The sequence below is a fragment of the Phytohabitans maris genome (genome assembly GCF_031085175.1).
GTDB classification, from domain to species: Bacteria; Actinomycetota; Actinomycetes; order Mycobacteriales; family Micromonosporaceae; genus Phytohabitans; species Phytohabitans maris.
In genome coordinates this window covers 1-17,278 of the sequence record NZ_JAVHUY010000012.1, presented here as the reverse complement: position 1 = coordinate 17,278, position 17,278 = coordinate 1, and the positions used below count along the sequence as shown (strand labels likewise).

11 protein-coding genes are annotated in these 17,278 nt (G+C 77.9%); 4 read left to right on the top strand and 7 right to left on the bottom strand.

Annotated elements, in window-relative coordinates; all coding sequences use genetic code 11:
• Positions 1-7 precede the first annotated feature (7 nt).
• Positions 8-1,210, top strand: coding sequence for a sensor histidine kinase (locus RB614_RS14490; protein WP_308712997.1), 1,203 nt, complete (start codon positions 8-10; stop codon positions 1,208-1,210).
• Positions 1,207-1,842 carry a response regulator gene (locus tag RB614_RS14485; protein WP_308712996.1) on the top strand — a complete coding sequence of 212 codons (636 nt, stop codon included), beginning with the start codon at positions 1,207-1,209 and terminating at the stop codon, positions 1,840-1,842. Before RB614_RS14490 ends, RB614_RS14485 begins: the two co-directional genes overlap by 4 nt.
• 413 nt (positions 1,843-2,255) lie before the next feature.
• On the opposite strand, the gene RB614_RS14480 is transcribed toward RB614_RS14485, so the two are convergent.
• Positions 2,256-3,026, bottom strand: a complete 771-nt coding sequence (locus tag RB614_RS14480; protein WP_308712995.1) for a sigma-70 family RNA polymerase sigma factor — start codon at positions 3,024-3,026, stop codon at positions 2,256-2,258.
• A 113-nt stretch (positions 3,027-3,139) separates the two neighbouring features.
• The gene (locus tag RB614_RS14475) at positions 3,140-3,658 is read right to left on the bottom strand and encodes a hypothetical protein (protein ID WP_308712994.1); all 519 of its coding nucleotides are present in this window, start codon (positions 3,656-3,658) and stop codon (positions 3,140-3,142) included.
• Between the two features lie 148 nt (positions 3,659-3,806).
• Between RB614_RS14475 and RB614_RS14470 the strand changes: the two genes are divergently transcribed.
• Positions 3,807-4,592 (top strand): hypothetical protein, encoded by a 786-nt coding sequence (locus tag RB614_RS14470; protein WP_308712993.1) that lies wholly within the window; start codon positions 3,807-3,809, stop codon positions 4,590-4,592.
• 2 nt (positions 4,593-4,594) lie between these two features.
• On the opposite strand, the gene RB614_RS14465 is transcribed toward RB614_RS14470, so the two are convergent.
• From RB614_RS14465 to RB614_RS14445, 5 genes are all read right to left on the bottom strand, one after another.
• Positions 4,595-5,395, bottom strand: a complete 801-nt coding sequence (locus tag RB614_RS14465) for a discoidin domain-containing protein (protein ID WP_308712992.1) — start codon at positions 5,393-5,395, stop codon at positions 4,595-4,597.
• Positions 5,395-8,187, bottom strand: coding sequence for an AAA family ATPase (locus tag RB614_RS14460; RefSeq protein WP_308712991.1), 2,793 nt, complete (start codon positions 8,185-8,187; stop codon positions 5,395-5,397). The genes RB614_RS14465 and RB614_RS14460 overlap by 1 nt, the downstream gene beginning before the upstream one ends.
• Positions 8,184-10,610, bottom strand: a complete 2,427-nt coding sequence (locus RB614_RS14455) for a right-handed parallel beta-helix repeat-containing protein (RefSeq protein WP_308712990.1) — start codon at positions 10,608-10,610, stop codon at positions 8,184-8,186. Before RB614_RS14455 ends, RB614_RS14460 begins: the two co-directional genes overlap by 4 nt.
• 26 nt (positions 10,611-10,636) lie before the next feature.
• On the bottom strand, positions 10,637-13,363 hold the full coding sequence (locus tag RB614_RS14450; RefSeq protein WP_308712989.1) for a helix-turn-helix transcriptional regulator: 2,727 nt from the start codon (positions 13,361-13,363) through the stop codon (positions 10,637-10,639).
• Positions 13,364-13,441: 78 nt separating this feature from the next.
• The gene (locus tag RB614_RS14445) at positions 13,442-16,768 is read right to left on the bottom strand and encodes a hypothetical protein (protein WP_308712988.1); all 3,327 of its coding nucleotides are present in this window, start codon (positions 16,766-16,768) and stop codon (positions 13,442-13,444) included.
• On the opposite strand from RB614_RS14445, the gene RB614_RS14440 reads away from it, so the two are divergent.
• On the top strand, positions 16,719-17,207 hold the full coding sequence (locus RB614_RS14440) for a hypothetical protein (RefSeq protein WP_308712987.1): 489 nt from the start codon (positions 16,719-16,721) through the stop codon (positions 17,205-17,207). The genes RB614_RS14445 and RB614_RS14440 overlap by 50 nt on opposite strands.
• The last annotated feature ends 71 nt before the right edge of the window (positions 17,208-17,278 follow it).

Genomic DNA, 17,278 nt, shown 5'->3' with positions numbered 1-17,278 from the left:
CCCGCCGATGAGCCGGTTCGTCGCGTACGCCGCCGTGTGCCGGGCCCTGCTGCTCGGGCGGCTCGCCGTCACCCTCGCCGCCGTGGTGGTGGGGCTCGGGCTGGTCGACGCCGGGCGCGCGGTCGGCACGCTCGCCGTGATCACCGCGGCCACCGCCGTCCAGGTCGCCGTGCAGAGCCGCTGGCCGGCCGTACTCCGGTGGCGGCTCGGCGTCCTCGTGGTCGACGCCGCCCTGATGATCGGGGTACTGGTGCTCAGCGAGGGCGGGGTCGCCTACTTCTGCTACGCCGCCGGCTGGGCCGCGCTCACCGGTGCGCTGCTGGGCCGGCGCGCGTTTCCACTGTGGATCGTCAACGCGGTGCTCGGCCTGGCCGTGGCGACCCAGCTGCTCCGGGTGGACGCCGGCGCCGGAAGCTCGCTCGCGGCGCCGTTCGTGCTCGCGTTCCCGATGATCGACATCGTCTGCGGGTTCGGCGCGGCGGTCATGACCGCCGCGCTGGCCCGGTACATCGAGGTCTCCGTGGCGGCGGTGGCGTCCGCCCAGCGCTCGGCGGCCGCCTCGGAACGGGCCCGGCTCGCCCGCGAGCTGCACGACTCGGTCTCCAAGACGCTGCGCGGGGTCTCCTTCGCCGCCGTCGCGCTCCCCTCCCTGCTGCGCCGCCAGCCCGACCTCGCCGAGCAGCTCGCCGCGACCGTCTCGGAGGGGACCGACGCCGCGGTACGGGAGGCCCGCGAGCTGCTCACCGCCCTGCGCCTGGACGTGCCGGACCGGCCCTTCGCGGAGAGCGTCGAGCGGGTCTGCCGAGTGTGGTCGGACGGCACCGGCATCCCGGTACGGGTCGAGGTGTCCACCGTGGAGCCTCCGCTCGCGGCCCGGTACGAGCTCACCCGGATCCTGGACGAGGCGCTGCACAACGTGTCCCGGCACGCGCGCGCGACCCTGGTCCAGGTCGGCCTCCACACGCCGGACGGCGCCGTGGAGCTCACCGTCCACGACGACGGCGCCGGCTTCGCGATGCCCGGCGAGCTGTCCCACCTGTCGGCCGCGGGGCGGTTCGGCATCGTCGGGATGGTCGAGCGGGCCCAGGCGGCCGGTGGCACCCTGCGGGTCGACTCGGTCGCCGGCGTGGGCACGACGGTGGTCGCCCGGGTGCCGCTGCCCGGCGCCCCGGTCGCCGCCGCGCGCCAGCGGTGGGCGGTGACCCGGTGATCGACGTACTGATCGTCGACGACAACCCGATCGTGCGCGGGGCACTGCGCGGCTACCTCGCCGGCGCCGACGAGGTACAGGTGGTCGGCGAGGCCCCGGACGGGCGGACCGCCGTGACCGCCGCGCAGCGCCTGCACCCGCACGTGACCCTGCTCGACCACCGCATGCCGGTCGCCGACGGGCTCAGCGTGGTCGGCCGGCTCGCCGAGCACACCGCCGTGCTGGTACTGACCAGCGACGCCGCCGAGGAGCTCATCAGCGCGATGCTGCGCGGCGGCGCCAGCGGCTACCTGGTACACGGCGAGTTCGAGCCGCCCGAACTGCTCCGCGCGGTCCGGGCGGTGGCGGCCGGCCAGGGCTGGCTCTCGCCCCGCGGCGCCTCGGTCACCATCGCGGCGCTGCGCGACCAGGCCGCCCGCGCCGGCGACGTACGGCAGCGGCGGCGCGCCTTCGGCCTGACGCCGCGCGAGGAGGAGGTCATCGAGCTGCTCTGCGCCGGCCACTCGAACGCGGCGATCGCGCGGCGCCTGCTGCTGACCGAGAAGACGGTCAAGAACCACCTCCACCACATCTTCACCAAGCTCCAGGCCGCCAACCGCACCGAGGCGGTGGTGCGCTGGTCGGGGCGTTGAACGCAGCGGACCGGCCAGCCGTCGTACTGGGGGTGGGGCGGGGAGCCGCCCGCCACCGCGGCGGAGCGAGGAGCGGCCGTGATCAGCGTATTGATCGTGCACCCGGACCCGCCCGAGCGGGTGGCGATGCGCGCCATGCTGGACGCCTCCGGCCGGGTACGGGTGGTCGGGCTCACCGGCGACCGCGACGAGGGGCTGGCGCTGGCGCACCGGCTGCGGCCGACCGTGACCCTGCTCGACGAGCGGGTGCTGCCGGCCGGTACCGACGTGATGCACACCCTGGCCCGGTGGTCGCTGGTGATCGCGCTGACGTTCGCGACCGAGCGCCGCGCCATCACGGCGCTGCTGCGCGCGCCGGTGCGGGGCTGCCTCGTCTACGGCCACTTCGAGCCGGCGGACCTGGTCCGCGCCGTCTACGCCGTCGCCGAAGGGCTGGGCTGGCTCTCCCCCGTCGCGGTGGCGGCCGTGACCTGGGCGCTGCGCGAGGCGGCGCGGGCGAAACAGCCGGAGACCGCGCCACGGCCCCCGGACCCGGCGCCGTCGTGGTAGCCATGAGCGGCGCTCTCGGCGCGGCCGCGGGCGGCACTGTCGGCATGGCCCCGGGCGCCGCCGTCCAGGTGGTTGCGGACGGCGCTGCCGGCGTGGCTCCCGGCGGCGCTTTCCAGGTGGCCGCGCGCGGCGCGCAGGGCGTAGAAGGAGCGGGACCGCACGGTCCCTTCCGGGATGCCGATCCGGGCAGCCACCTCCGCCACGGAGGCGCCGCCGAAGTAGAGCTCGACCAGCACGGCCCGCTGCTCGGCGGTGAGGCCGCGCAACGCGTCCACCACCGCGAACCGGTCGAGCAGCCCGTCCACCGCGTCGTCCGGCGCGCGCACCCAGCTCAGGTCGACGCCGTACACCTCCGGCGGGCGGGCCTGCCGGGCCCGGGCCGAGTCGACCGCCAGGTGCCGGGCCACGGTGAACAGCCAGCGGCGTACGGTGGGGGGCTCGGCCGGCAGCTCGGCCAGGTTGCGCCAGGCCCGCAGCATCGTCTCCTGCAGCAGGTCCTCGGCCAGCTCGTACTGGCCGTGGGTCAGCCGGAGCAGGAAGTAGAACAGCGGCTGGCCGTTCGCCGCCACGAGCGCACGCATCCGGCGCTCGAGGTGGGGGTCCACCGTGGTCAGTCCGGCCTCGCGAACACTCATCCCGCGCCCTCCGTCCGTCCCCGCGTCCCACCCGCGGTTAGCGACGGACGGTAGTGAAGCGCCCCACCGGGACGCCTGAGCCGAAGGACCCAGCCGGACCCAGGCCCACCCGGTCAGGCGCTCCAGGCGGCCACGCGCTGATCGGGCCAGGCGGCGCCGGAAGCGCGGACGATGACGCCCAGCACGCCGGTCGGCCCGAAGAGCCCGTCCGTGGCGATGGTCCACTCGTCCGTCGGGCCCAGCCACGGCTCCGCCCCGGCCGGGGTGCCGGCGAGGGGCTCCAGCACCCGCTTGAGGGACTCCAGCTCGGCGAGCACCTGGCTGGCCGTACCGGCGACCACCGCCGCGGGCGGGACCGGCGGACCCTCCGGTGTGGACCGGCGGTCCAGCGCCGCGGCGATGTCGTCGAGCGCGTCGGTGAGCATCCGCGTGTACACGTCGTACGCGGTCAGCAGCGCGTCGAACCGCGCCGTGGGCAGGTCCAACCCGTCCGGGTCGAGGCCGGCGAGGTACCGCCCGAGCTGTCCGAGCCGGCGCTCGATCTCGGCCGCCGCGGCGCGGCTGCGGTCGGCCGCCTCCGTGGCGTACTCGGGCGGCATCGCCGCTTCGCTGACGTCCTCCACCTGTCGCATCCGGCGCGCCGCCTTTCTCGTCCGTCCCACCCCGTGCACCCTCCTCAATACGTTGCGGGGCCGGCGGTTGTTCACGGTGATCCTGAACCGGTCGGCGCGCGTAACCGTCGTGAAGGAGATTGGACGGGGCCGACCGCGGAGGTACACAGTGGATGAACAGCCGGTGCCGCCGGCCCGCTGGCACGGGCTCCGGTGGCTCCCCGAGCGGCCGTACGTGAACCCGGCGCCGGTGCGGCTCTTCGTCGGGTGTGCCTGGCCGCCGGAGCGGGTCGCCGTCGAAGGGCTGCCCAGCGCCGAGCTCTTCCTGGTCGGCTGGCCGGACGCCGAGCGGGCGGCCCGCTCCGGCGCCCACGTCGTCGCGGTACGGGTGGAGCGCGGCGCGGCGGTGGACCTCACCCTGGCCGCCGGGCACCTCCCCGACGAGCTGCGGCACCTGGCCGGCGTACCCGGCGCCTACCTGCTGCCCGGCGGCTGGCTCGACGGCACCCGCCTGGTCGAGGGGTACAGAGTGGACGGTGCCGGCGAGGTCACCTCCGCCGGGGCGGTACCGGCGATCCCGCTCACCCTCCGCTGCACCGGCGCCCGGCACGGCACCGACGGCCTCCCCGACGACGTCGTGCGCTGGCCCCGCCTGGCCCGGACCGCGTACGCGGTGGTGTCCGGGCCGCCGGTCACCGACTTCCTCCCGATCCACACCCGCCGCCCGCCGGTACGCCCGGGGCACCGGCTGGTGCGCTTCCGGGTCGAGCCCGGGTACGCGATCGACGTGGCGGCCACCGCGGACCGGCTCACGCCGCTCGCGCCGGTCCGGTCGCGCCTGCCCGACCTGCGGGCCAGCGGGGTGGAGCTGATCCTGCCCCGCCGCGCGTTCGGGCAGGTGCCGATCACCCGGGTCTTCGAGCCGAACGGCCGCGGCTGGCGCCGCTTCGGCTAGGCTCAGCGCACCTCGAGCTCCCACAGCGAGTACCCGTACTGGTTGGACCGGGCCAGGCCGAGCACCCGGACGTGGCGGGCGACCACCGGGCCCGTGTCGATCCGCACCGTGCCCTCCCGCCCGCCACGGGTGGCGTACACAGTGGACCAGCGACGGCCGTCGAGCGAGACGTCGACCTGGTACCGGGTGGCGTGCGCGTGCTGCCAGGCGAGGACGACCTCGCCGACCCGCCAGTTCGCGCCGAGGTCCACCGATATCCACTGTGGATCGCTGAACGCGCTGGACCAGCGGGTCCGGGTGCTGCCGTCGACCGCGTTCGCCGGCGCCCAGGGCCGACCCTCCACACTGGAGGCCCGGACCGGGCGGCCGCGGGCGAGGTTCGTCCGGGACGGGTTCGACCGGCCGGTGACCGCGGGCCGGGTGGTCCTGGGCGCGGTGGGCCGGGACGCGGCCGGCTTGGACGGGCGCGGCGACACGGGTTTCGAGGTGGCGACGGTCGGTGCCGGCGCCGACTCCTCGGGGACGGCGAGCGGGGTGGCCGCGGCGGGTGCCGCGTCCGCCGGCGACGGTGTGGCGGTGGCGGCCGGCCGCTCGTCACCGCCGCTCACCAGGTACGCCGAGCCGGCCGCGACGCAGAGCACGGCGGCGACCGCGACACCCAGCAGGACACCGCGCCTGCCGGGGCGCGGGCCGGCCTCGGCGGCGGGCGGGGCGGAGCCGGGCGTCAGCGCCGCCATCCAGCCGGCCGGGTCCGGCGGCGTACCGGAGCCGTCCGCGGGCCGACCGGTCGAAGGATCCCGCATCAGCTTCCCCATCCCGTCCCGTACTCGCCGGTGAGCACCGCGGTCGCCAGCTCCACTCTGGACCGGCACCCGGCCCGGGCGAACAGCCGGCTCAGCCGCCCCTCCACGCTCTTCTCGCTGGTGCGCAGCACCGTGGCGAGCTCCCGGTTGGAGGCCCCTTCGGCGACGAGCGTGGCCAGCAGCCGCTCGTTCTCGACGACGGTCTCCGCCCGGCCGGGCACCGGCACGTCGTGGGCGCGCATCAGGTTGCGTACCCAGCAGCGGTGCAGCCCGGCGTCGAGCGCGCCGTACAGCTCGTACGCCTCGCCGAGCAGGCGGCCGGCGTCGCCACCCGCGGCTACCGCCCGGTGCAGCGTGCGGGCCAGCAGGAACGGCTGGTCGAGCCGGCGCGCGAGCTGGACCGCCTCGGCCCCGGCGGCGGGGTCGCGGTCGGCGGCGACCCGGGCCAGGAGGTGGTGCACGGCGGTGTACGCCGAGCCGGTCGCCGCCGCCAGCCGCCCGGTCTCCACGACGCCACGCCCGGCCCCGTCCCGGTCGCCGCGCGCCGCCGCCAGCTCGGCGTGGAGCAGCCACAGCTCCTCCGTGCCCGGCACGGCACCGGAGGCGGCCGCGCCGGCCAGGCCGGCGGTGACCCGCGCCGCGGCCGCGTCGGCGGCGCCGAGGACCAGGTCGATCTCCGCTTCGGCGAGGTCGAGCAGGTGCGGCAGGGCGGCCCGGCCGGCCCGCGCGGCGGCGAGCGGCGCCCGTGCCCGGGCGGGGCGGCCCCGGCCGAGCTGGATGACCGCGGCGGCGTGGCACAGGGCGGCGTACCCCGGCTGGTACCCGGTGAAGGTGCCGGCCGCGAGGCCGAGCCGGGCCAGGTCGAGCGCCTCGTCCCAGCGGCCGTGCCGGAAGGCCAGCAGCGCCTGGTCCAGCTCGGGCAGCCGGGCGGCGGTGAGCCCGCGGTCGCTGAGCAGCCGCTCGGCGGGGCCGGCGTCGCCGAGCATCGCCAGGGCGCGGACCTGCGTGGCGACCAGCCAGGGCGACGGCTCGCCGGGCCGGTCGGCGAGGGTGCGCAGCGGCTGCGGGCGGCCCAGCAGCGCCGTCGTGGTCGCCGCGACGACCGCCACCGCTTCCGGCACGCCGCCCGCCGCTTCCGCCGCGGCACCCGCCGCTCGCGCCGCCGCGTCGGGGAAGGCCGCCGCGTCCGGGAACGCCGCAACGTCCGGGAAGCCCGCCGCGTCTGGGAAGGCCCCATCGGGCGCGGCACGGGGCAACGGCACGGTGCCTGGGAGCGGGGCGGCACCGGCCAGCAGCCGCTCGGCCTCGAGTGGACAGTCCAGCATGGACAGTGCGGCGGCGCGGGCGGCGGCGGCCGGCGCGGCGGGGCCGGGGAGCCGGTCGGTGCCGGCGGCGACCCGTTCCACGGCGGCGACGTCGCCGGTGCCGCGCAGGCCGGTCACGTACACCTGGAGGGCCTGCGCCCAGCCGTCCGGGGTCAGGTCGGCGGGGTGCTCCTGGAGCAGCAGCCGGGCGTCCCGGAGCGCGGCCGGAAAGTCGCCGCGCAGGGCGTGGGTGGTGGCCCGGGCGAGCACTACCCGGGCCCGTTCGCCCCGCTCGGGGGTGAGCTCCGCGGCGGCGGAGAGCCAGCGGACCGCGGCCGGCCCGTCGGCGACCGCGGCCGAGGCGCCGTGGGTCACCAGCTCGTGCCGGGCGCGTCCACTGTCGACGAACCGGCCCGCCTCCGCCAGCCGGTCGGCCAGGTACGCGCGGTCGGGGCAGCGGGCGGCTCCGGTCCAGAGCGCGTCGACGGCGGCGCGGGCGAGGCTGCGCCGCTCGAACGGGCCGAGGTGGGCCCGGAGCGCCGGCGCGAGCAGCGGGATCACGAAGCGCCACGAGGGCTGCCCACCGGTCCGGCGGGCCCGCAGCACCCGCGCCTCGACGAGGTCGGCCAGCGCCTGGGCGACCCGCTCGGGCGGCAGGTCGAGCGCGGTGGCGGCCAGGTCCGGCACCGGGCCGTCCAGCGGGTACAGCACCGCGACCGCCTTCGCCACCGGCCAGGCCGGCGCCGGGAGGGCCCGGATCGGCGCGAACAGGTCGTCGCCCTCGGGCAGGTCGAGCGCGGGTTCGGCGCCGGCGAGGTGGGCCCGGTGCTCGACCACGCGCAGCGTCCCGGACCGCCGGTGGCCCTCCACCGCCGCGCGCAGCGCCGCCGGTACGCCCCGGCTGACCTGGTGCAGGTAGCGGCTGTACGACGGGTGCGGCCGGGCCCGGACCAGCTCGGCCACCACCCCGTCGGTCTCCACCGTGGACAGTGGCCGGAGGGTGACCACCCGGGCGAGCCCGTCCGCGCGGAGCCGGTCCAGCAGCGCGCGAGCGGCCGCGGCCGGCCCGGCGACCACTGGCGTCCGTACCGCGCAGACCAGCCGGGCCGCGGACTCCGGCAGCACCCGGACCGCCCGGTCCAGCACGGCCAGCGACCCCTCGTCGATCCACTGCGCGTCGTCGAGGAAGACGGTCAGGCCCGGCTGCGCGGCCAGGGTCGCGGCCAGCGCCGCCGCCTGCCGCTCCACCGGCGTACGACCGGCCCTTGAGTGGTCCACTGTGGATCCGGGCAGCGCGCTGAGCTCGCTCGCCAGCCGGTAGCTCAGGTGAAAGGGGAGCCCGCTCTCCGGCTGGGCCAGGCGCAGGCCGACCGTGGGCGCCCCCTGCTCCCCCGCCGCCGCGCGGAGCCGGTCCAGCGCCGTCGTACGCCCGATGCCGGCCGGCCCGGCGATCACCGTGACCGGCGGGCTCTGGGTGGGGCGGCTCACCGGCCGGTCCCCTTGGCCGGGGCGAACGGCAGGTCCTCGACCGTGAGCAGGGCCAGCTCGGCCGCGCCCACGTCCGGGGCGACCGCGAGCCGGGAGGCCTGCCGGTCGGCCATCCGCTCGAAGACCTTGCGGGCCTCGCGCCCGTTGCCGAACGTGCCGTCCTTGGGTATCTCGTCGAAGTACGCCAGCAGGGCGGTGCCGGCGGCCTCGTCGAGCCGGTAGTCGTGGCGGGCGCAGTGGTTCTCCACGATGGTCACCAGCTCCGCCGGGGTGTAGTTGACGAACTCGATGGTCCGGCTGAACCGGGACTCCATGCCCGGGTTGGCGGCCAGGAAGCGTTCCATCTCGGCGGAGTAGCCGGCGGCGATCACCACGACGTCGTCGCGGTGGTCCTCCATCAGCTTGACCAGCGTGTCGATCGCCTCCCGCCCGAAGTCCGGGCCGGTGCCGCCGCGGCTGCTGCTCAGCGTGTACGCCTCGTCGATGAACAGCACCCCGCCGAGCGCGGAGTTGAACGCCTCGGTCGTCTTGATCGCGGTACCGCCGATGATCTGCGCGACCAGGTCGGCGCGGGCGACCTCGACGAGATGCCCTTTGCGCAGCACGCCCAGCTCGGCGAGGATCGCGCCGTACAGCCGGGCCACGGTCGTCTTGCCGGTGCCGGGCGCGCCGGCGAAGACCAGGTGCCGGGCCATCGGCGGGGCGGAGAGCCCGGCCTCCTTGCGGCGCTGGGCCATCTTGTTGAGGTTGACCAGCGAGGTGACCTCCTGCTTGACGCCGTCCAGGCCGACCAGCGAGTGCAGCTCGCGCAGCGGGTCCGAGCCGCGGGCGACGGCCGCCCGCTGCCCCTCGGGACGGGCGGCGGGGGCCGGCTCGGGTGCGGCGGCGGCCACCGAGCCGTACGCGTCGGGCAGCCGGTTGCGGGTGCTGGTCAGCGCGTCGACCCGTACCGCGCCGCCGGGTACCACCTGGCGGAGCCCGGCGCCGCCGTTGTCCCGTACGGTGCAGCCGGTGATCCGCACGGCGTCGGCGGTGTGCAGCTCGATCCCGTCGCCGCCGTTCGCGGAGAACTCGGAGTCGGTGACCGTCCCGGCCGACTCCGGGTCGAACCGGCAGCCGGCGCCCTCCGCGTCGTGCACCCGGCAGCCGACCAGGGAGACGTCCGCGCCGGCGCCGGCCCGCACGCCCTCGGCCCCGGCGTTCGCGATCTCGCAGTCGGTCAGCGAGGCCGCGGCGCCGGTCACGTGTACCCCCGCGGCGGCGCTGCCGCGCAGGCTCAGCCCGCTCAGCGACGGGCGGGCACCGCCGCTGACCGAGACTCCGACGGCGCCGCCGCGCTCGACCGTGACGTTCTCGAACCGGCCGCGCGCGCCGTCGACGGCCTCGATGGCGGCCCCGTCGCAGCCGAGCACCTGGAGCCGGTGGAAGAACGGGTCGGCGCCGCCGTCGAGGTGCACCCCGGCGCCGGTGCAGTCGCTGACCACCAGGTCGGTGAACTCCGGGGTGCCCCGGTCGCCGACGCTCACCCCGACGCCGGCCACCTTGTGCGCGGTGCACGACTCCAGCTTCCCGCCGGCCCGGCCGGCGAACCGGTAGCCGGTGCGCCGCGCACCGGTCACCCGGCAGCGGCGCAGGGTCGGGGCGCACCGCTCGCCGGTGAAGACGCCGTCGGCGGCGCTGCCGTCCACTGTGCACTCCTCCAGCGTCGCGGTGCCGGTGGTGGCGAGGTACACGCCGACGCCGTTGGTGCCGGTGACGGTGAGCCGGCGTACCGTCGCCGCGGACTGCTGCTCGGCCGCGAGCGCCGGCTTGCCCGCCCCGCTGACCTCGGTGTCCTCGATGGTGATCCGGCCGTGGCCGTTGAGGCAGATGCCGTTCCCCTTGGCGTCCCGGACCGTGCAGGCGCGCACCCGCACCACGCCGTGCTCGGCGACCACGACGCCGGAGGTGCCGAGCCGCTCGATGCGGCAGTCGTCGAGCACGCTGCCGGTCGCCGAGGTGACCACGACGCCCGCCCCGACCCGGTTGCTGACCCGGCTGCCGCGCATCGTGAGCGAACCCCGGTCGCGGACGAAGACCGCCGCCCACGAGGCCGCGCTCAGCTCGCACTCGGTGACGCTGAGCTGGCCGGCGGTGAGCGCGAGCGCGGGGCTCTCCGCGTCGCTGGCCTGGATCGCCAGGCCGGAGAGGGCGGCGGACTCGGCGGCCAGGATGAGCGGTACGCCGGCCGGCGGGGTGAGCCGCACCGTGCCCGGACCGTCCGCCGCGGTGATCGTGACGATCTTCGTGAGCACGAGGTTTTCCGGGTAGCTGCCGGGGCGTACGGCGATGGTCGCGCCGTCGGTGGCGGCGGCGAGCGCCTCGGTCAGCGTCCGGTAGCCGGCGCCCCCCGACTGGGTGACGGTGATCCTGTGCTGGTTCACGCTGGTGGTACCTCCGGTGCGGTGGGTCAGGACGCCATGCCGAGCCGCGCCGTGCCGGGTTCCGGCCCGGGTGGCGGCGCACCGCCCGGCACCGCCTCCAACGCCTGCCCGGACAGGCTCGCCGCCGCCAGCTCCACCCGGGAGCGGCAGCCGGTGCGGGCGAACAGCCGGGTCAGGTGGTTCTCCACCGTCTTCTCGCTGATCCGCAGCGCGGCCGCGATCTGCCGGTTGGTCCGGCCGTCCCGGATCATCTCGACCACCTGCCGCTCCACTGTGGACAGGCCGGCGCGGTGCGGTCGGGCCCGGGGCACCGGGACGTCCCGCTCGCGCATCAGCGCGACGACCCGGGACCGCAGGTGCGGTGCGGGGAGGCCGGCGCACGCCTCGTACGCCTGGCGCAGCCACGGCCGGGCCTCGGCGGCCAGCGCGCCGACCGCGAGGTAGGTCTCGACGAGGTCGGGCCGGTGGCCGCGGCCCCGGGTCAGGGTGGCGCCGGCCCGCGCCGCGACCGGATCCCGGCGCACCAGCGCGCGGACCAGCAGCGCGGTCTCCCGGGTGATCCACGGGTCGGGGCGCATGCGCAGCCGCTCCGCCTCCGCGAGCAACCGGTCGGCCAGCTCCGGCCCGCCGGCGCGGGCGGCCAGCCCGGCCAGCCTCGGCAGCAGCTGCTCGACGCCGATCCGCCCGCCACCGGCGCGCTGCCGCTCGACCGCCGCCCACCCGTCGCGCAGCGCGGCGCGGGTGTCGCCGGTGAACCGGTCGGCCAGCCCGCACGCCACCCAGGCGCGCAGCGCCACTGTGGACGGTCGCGCGGGCACGTCCGCCAGGCAGGCGGCCGCCTGCCTGGCGTCGCCGAGCAGGGCGTGTGCCTCCGCCGCGAAGAGCCCGGCCAGGTCGGGCACGAGACCGCCGCCGGCGCCGGCCCGCACCTCCCGCGCGGCGGAGAGCACCGCCGGCAGGTCACCGGCCGCGAAGCGGTCCAGCAGCCGCCGGTACGCCGCGAGCGGTCCGCTCCCCGGCGGACCGTAACGGGGGCCGAGCACGATCTGGAAGACGGTGACCAGGTCACCGGCGGAGCCCGCCGCCAGCAGCCGGTCGTCCGCCCGGGTCGCCGGCCGCTCCGCCCCGCCCCGCAGCGCCGACCGGATCCGTGCCAGCTCGGCCGCGCTCACCAGCGCCGACCCGCCGTCCGGTGCGGCTCCACTCTGGACCGGCGCGGCGCCCGGCTCGCCGAACCACCACGCGTACGGGTCGGCGGTACCGCCGTGCGGCGCTCCCCTGTGGACGGCCGCGAGCGCGGCGGCGACGGCCAGGTCGCCGGGGACCGGCCCGGCGCCCGGTGCCACAGCGACCACCTCGGCGAGGTCGTCGTACCGGCCGGCGCGGACCAGCAGGCTCAGCAGCCGCGCGCGGGTCCGCTCCCACTCCTGGCCCCGCCGGCCCGCCCGCTTCCGCCCGGGGCCGGCCTCGGGGGCGGTGCTGGCGTGCCACAGCGCGGCCCGCAGCCACCGGATCGTCCGGTCGGAACCGCCCTCCTCGTACCGGTCCGCCATCGCCGACAGCCACGCGGCGCTGCGCCCGTCCGGCGGCATCGCGCGGCCGGCCAGGGCGATGTGGTCGGCCAGGGCCGCCCGGTCGGCCGCGTCACCGTGCCCGACCCGGCGCAGCAGCGCGGCGGCGAGGGCCCGGTGCAGCCGCCCCACCCCGGCCGGCCCGGCGTCCTCCACCAGGCGGGCGGCGAGCGCGGCGCAGCGCGGGTGGAGCCGGCCGCCCGCGTCGACGACGAGCACGCCGGCGTCGACGAGCCGGTCGGCCGCGCGGCCGTAGTCGTCCAGCCGGTCCCGGGTGGCCTCGGCGAGCACCGGCAGGTCGTCCACCGGCAGCGGCGCGACCGCGACGGCCGTGGCCAGGCACCGCGCCGCCGGGCCGAGGGCGCGGGCCCGGGCGACGAGCTCGTGGCCGGCCGGGAGCGCGATGGGCGCCGCCGGCCCGACCAGGCACAGGTGGCCGCCGCGCACGGCCAGCCGCCGCCTCCGTTCCAGGTCGTCCAGGGTGGACAGCAGCGTGCCGGGGTGGCCGAGCAGCGGCCCGAGCGCGCCGCGCAGCGCGGGCAGCAGCGCGCCGTCCGGCGGTATCCCGCGGGCCCGGGTGAGCAGCGCCTCGACCGTCTCCTCGGGCAGCGGCGCCAGGTCGAGCACGAGGTCGGCGCGGGCCGCGAGCTGGACCGCCGCCGGGTGCCGCCCGTCCCGGCAGGCGGCCACGACCAGGCAGCCCGGCCGGGCGGCGGCGCCGAGCGCGAGCACCGGCGCGGTGACCCCGTCGACGTCGTCGGCGACCAGGACCACCGGCCGCCGCCGGCTGATCAGGTCGAACGCGGTACCCGCCGCCAGCACCAGCCCCATCGCCGCGCCGTCCCCCGCCGGCGACCCGCCGAGCACGCCGAGCGAGGCGGCCAGCCGCGGCTCGCCGATCCGCTCGAACTCGTCCCGCACCGCGTCGGCCAGCCGCCGGAACCCGTACGGGTCGGCGGTGTCCGCGCCGGCGAGGCTCACCCGGATCACCTGTACGCCGGCCTTGCGCCAGGCCCGCGCGGCGGCGTCCAGCAACGCCGACTTGCCGACGCCGGCCGTCCCGCGCACCAGGACGAGCCGGCCCCGCCCGGCGGCGTCGCGCCGGGCGGCGTGCAGGGCCGCCAGCTCCTCCCGCCGGCCCGCGAAGACGGTGCGCAGGCGCACCCGATCCCGCAGATCCACGCCACTCCCCAATCCGCCCGCTTCGCCTCCACTACGGGCCGGATGGCGATCGCGTTCACGCCGTTCTCCGCGCCCGCGTCACGCGAGGCTGGGCGCGGGCCCGGTGGGCGGCGCCCCGACGGGCAGCGGGCCGTGGGGGTGGCGGCCGCGCAGCACGCCGTGCACCAGGCGGAGCCGGGCCCCGGTCAGCTCGCCCAGGCCGTACACCCGGGCGGCCGCGTACGCGACCGGCAGCAGCTCGCGCCGGGGCTCGCCGAGCCGGCCGGCCAGGTCGTCCAGCGCCGCGACGAGCCGGTCCGGGTCGCCGTCGGCCGGGTCGGCGCCGGCCAGGTCCAGCAGCTCGTCCACCAGGTGGTACGCGGTGAAGCCGAGCTCCCGCCGCGACGGCCCGGCCTGGTCGTCGCCGGCCGGCGGGTCGTACCGGTACCGGGCCGGGTCGACCGCCCGCCCGGCGCCGAAGGCCCGCTGGAGCAGCTCCTCGTCCCGCGCGTCGACGGCGTGGACGACCTCCGGGTCCGGTACCGGCACGGGCGGCGGCGACGGGGCCGGCCGGTGCACCCGGACGAACCCGGCGTCGGTGGTGGTCCCCCGGTGGCTGGCGAGGTCGCGGGCCACCCACAGCCCGTGCTGCCAGACCGTCCACGGCGTGTCGCGGTGCATCGTGCCGATGACCACCGGCGGGTCGTCGTCCTCGATGGACGGTTGCTCGCCGGCCGGCCCGATCCACACCCGCTCCCCTACGACGACCGCGTGCCAGCCGGGCAGCAGCTCGTACCGCTCGCCGCCCTCGGCGTACAGCCCGACCCGGGTCAGCCGCACGAGCGGGCTCTGCGGTGTCGCGTGGACGGTGTGGTAGTGCGCCGCCGGCCGCAGCGTCGGCGCGTGCCCCCGGCTGTACGGCACGAAGTGGTCGACCAGCGCCCCGGCCGGGCTGACCCGGTCGGCGGCGATCGCCAGGACGTGCCCCTCGCCCAGCGCCTCGGCCAGCTCCACCGCCCGTTCCGCGGTCACCCGCTCGGGCAGCAGCGGCTCCACCAGCGCCCCGGCCGGCAGCCGGTCGCGCAGCTCGCGCAGCACCCGGCCGGCGTCGGCGGGATCGGCCACCGGCACCACCACGAGCGGGCGGTCCGGATGGGACAGCCGCTCCGGCGGCTCCAGAGTGGACCCCGCCGGGCGCAGGAAGCTGCCGGCCGTGCCGAGCGGCGTCACGTCGTACCCGTCGATCCCGCCGGGTACGAGCGCGCCCGGCATCCGGGTCCAGTCCAGCACCGAGCCGCCCGCCGCGAGGTCCACGACGTACATGAAGGCCTGCGCCTCCATGAGCTGCGCGGTGTAGAGGGAGTCGGCGTCGGCCGCCAGCAGCCGGGCGGCGGCCTGGCCCCGTTCGAACCGGGCCAGGAGGCGCTCGCCGGGACTCCCGGTCGCGCGGGCGGCGGCCAGCCGGTCGTTGGCGTCGCGGGCCAGCTTCGCGATGCGGTTGTGCACGCGGTTCACGGCGCGCGCCTCGGGGCGGTCGAGGTCGTACGTCCAGAGGTTCGCGGCCGCCGGGTACCGCTCGTCGTCCGCCGGCCGGCGTCGCGGGTCCCAGAGGTCGAGCTGGACGTCGCGGTTGTCGGTGAACGTGGCCAGCACGGCCGGGTCGCCGGTCTCGTTGGCCCGCCACTGGCCGGTCACGGCGCGCTGCTCGCTGTGGAACATCTCGTGTCCCATGGTCCGCAGCACGTGATCGACCGGCTGGTCCGGGTCGACCGCCGCCTTCCAGGTGCGGCCGAGGAACCAGCCGGCGCAGCCCGAGTCCGGCTCGGGCCGGTCCACCGGGAACGGACCGCGCAGGGCCGGCGTCCCGGCCTCCCAGGCGGTGCGCCGGGCGACGATGCCGAGGGCGCTGTATACGTCCTGCTCGTCTCCGGTCAGCCTCTCCTGGAGCTGGTGCGCCCACCGGCGCAGGGTCGGGAGGATCTGGGCGCCGCGGAACGTCCGGTACTCCATCGCGAGGTGCGGCGGGGCGTCCGGGCCGGTCGCGATCGCGTGCGCCGCGGCCAGCGTGGTCCAGGCGGCGGTGCTGTGGAAGTCGAGGGTGATCCGCCGCGCGTCCGGGTCGACGGTGCTGGCGTGGCCGGCCCGCACCGTCCAGCCGCCCGCGCCGAGCAGCTCGGCCAGGACCGAGTCGTGGTCGTGGCCGCGCAGTTCCTCGTCGAGCCGGGTCGCCGGCCGGGCGCTGACCACGTGCCCGGCGCCGTCCACCCGGGCCCGGAGCACGACCGGCCGCCCCTTGACCGTGGCCCGGTACAGCCGGTGCCCGCCGAGGTCGAGCTGGTCGAGGGCCCGCTGGACCGGCTCGGTCTCCCGGTGCTCGGCGACCACGTGCGCCACGAACTCGCGGGCCTTGTCCCTGGGGGTACGGGTGCCGAGCCCCTTCTCCACCCGGTGCCTGGCCCGCTTCAGCCGGTCCTCACCCGCGGCGTCCCAGCCGACGCTCTTGGCGAGCTGGTAGAAGTGGTCCGCGTCGCGGTCGGAGAGGCCGGTCCCGCCGCCCGCGACGGCCGGGGCCTCGCCCTCGGGGTGCACGGTCCAGCCGAGCCGCGCCAGCTGCTGCCGCGCGGTCCGGTTGGCCGCCTCCCGCGACATCCGGTAGTGGTGCACGTCCGGCGTCGACCCGGGGAGCAGCTGCGCGCCGTACACGTCCCGGAGGATCCGCCGGGCCGGCTCGGCGGTGAGGCCGACCAGGTCCAGGTGTTCCCGGTCGCTCTGCTCGGTCGCGAAGAGGATGTTGAGGTGGAAGGCGCCCGGCAGGTCGGTGTGGGTGTGCATCCGCGCGGCGGCGACGTGGTCGGCGCGGACCAGCCGGCGCGCCTCGTAGCCGCCCCGGGGCGTGCCGTCCGGCCAGAAGATCCGGACGCCGACCGCGTGCCAGTCCGGGGCGCCGGCCGGCGGTCGCTTCGCGATGGCGTACGAGCCGTCGGTGAAGGTGGCCATCACGGTGCTTCCGGTCTCGGCGGCGCCGGTCTCGTCCCCGCCGGTCCGCGCGGGGGCACCGTCCCGAGGCGCCGTGCTCGGGCCCGCCGCGGCTCCGGTCAGGAAGAGCGCCAGGTCGCTGCCGACCGGCTCGCGAGGCGGCTCGGGCCGGGCCGCCGGCGGGCCGGCGTCCATATCGGAGGGAGGCTCGACGTCGTCACTGTCCAGGTCGGACAGTTCCGAGCTCTCCGACCCGGCGTCAGGCATCTCGGTGTCCGGAGCGGGTTCGATCGGCACCCACGCCCCCCGCGGCCCCGGCCGGAACGACCCGATCGGCGCGCCGGTCTCCGGGTCGATCGCGACGAACTCCGCGCGGTCCGGCGCCCGGTAGCCGGCGTAGGTGAGCGGCTCCCCCCGCCCGTCCGGCGGCCGCACCTCGACGGCGTCCACGGTCCAGCCGGCGTACGGTCCGGAGCCGACGACCTCGGCCGCGCCCCGGCGGCCCGCCCGCGCCGACCGGGTCGACCCGGTGGCCCGGCTGCTGGAGGGCACGCCGCTCGGCTCCGGGCTCCCGGCCGGACGCACCCGCACCACCCGGCGGCCACGACCCGCACCGGACCCGCCACGAGCGGTGCCGGCCGCGCCCCGACCCTCGCCGCCGCGCCGGCGGGGACGGACCGGGGCGGACTCGGCGCCGGACGTGGTCTCCTCCCGATCCGACTCCGCGTTCGACGTACTCTCCGCCGCGGAATCCACACCGGACGGCGACTCGGCGCTGGAGGGCTCCGGCGAGGTCGCCTCCGGCTCGGACTCGGCGGCCCGCCGCTTCCCGCCCCGGCGGACGGCGACCCGGCCCCGTTCCGGCCCGGCACCGCGCGCGGCGCCCTGACCGCCCCGGCCACCGCGTCCCGCCCGGCCGCCGCGCGCCCCGCCGGCGGCGCCACCGCGGCCACCCCGCCG

Excerpts from the sequence above, each read along its gene's own strand:
- RB614_RS14490 (WP_308712997.1), top strand. The coding sequence starts at position 8 with ATGAGCCGGTTCGTCGCGTACGCCGCCGTGTGCCGGGCCCTGCTGCTC.
- RB614_RS14480 (WP_308712995.1), bottom strand. The coding sequence starts at position 3,026 with ATGAGTGTTCGCGAGGCCGGACTGACCACGGTGGACCCCCACCTCGAG.
- RB614_RS14475 (WP_308712994.1), bottom strand. The coding sequence starts at position 3,658 with ATGCGACAGGTGGAGGACGTCAGCGAAGCGGCGATGCCGCCCGAGTAC.
- RB614_RS14465 (WP_308712992.1), bottom strand. The coding sequence starts at position 5,395 with ATGCGGGATCCTTCGACCGGTCGGCCCGCGGACGGCTCCGGTACGCCG.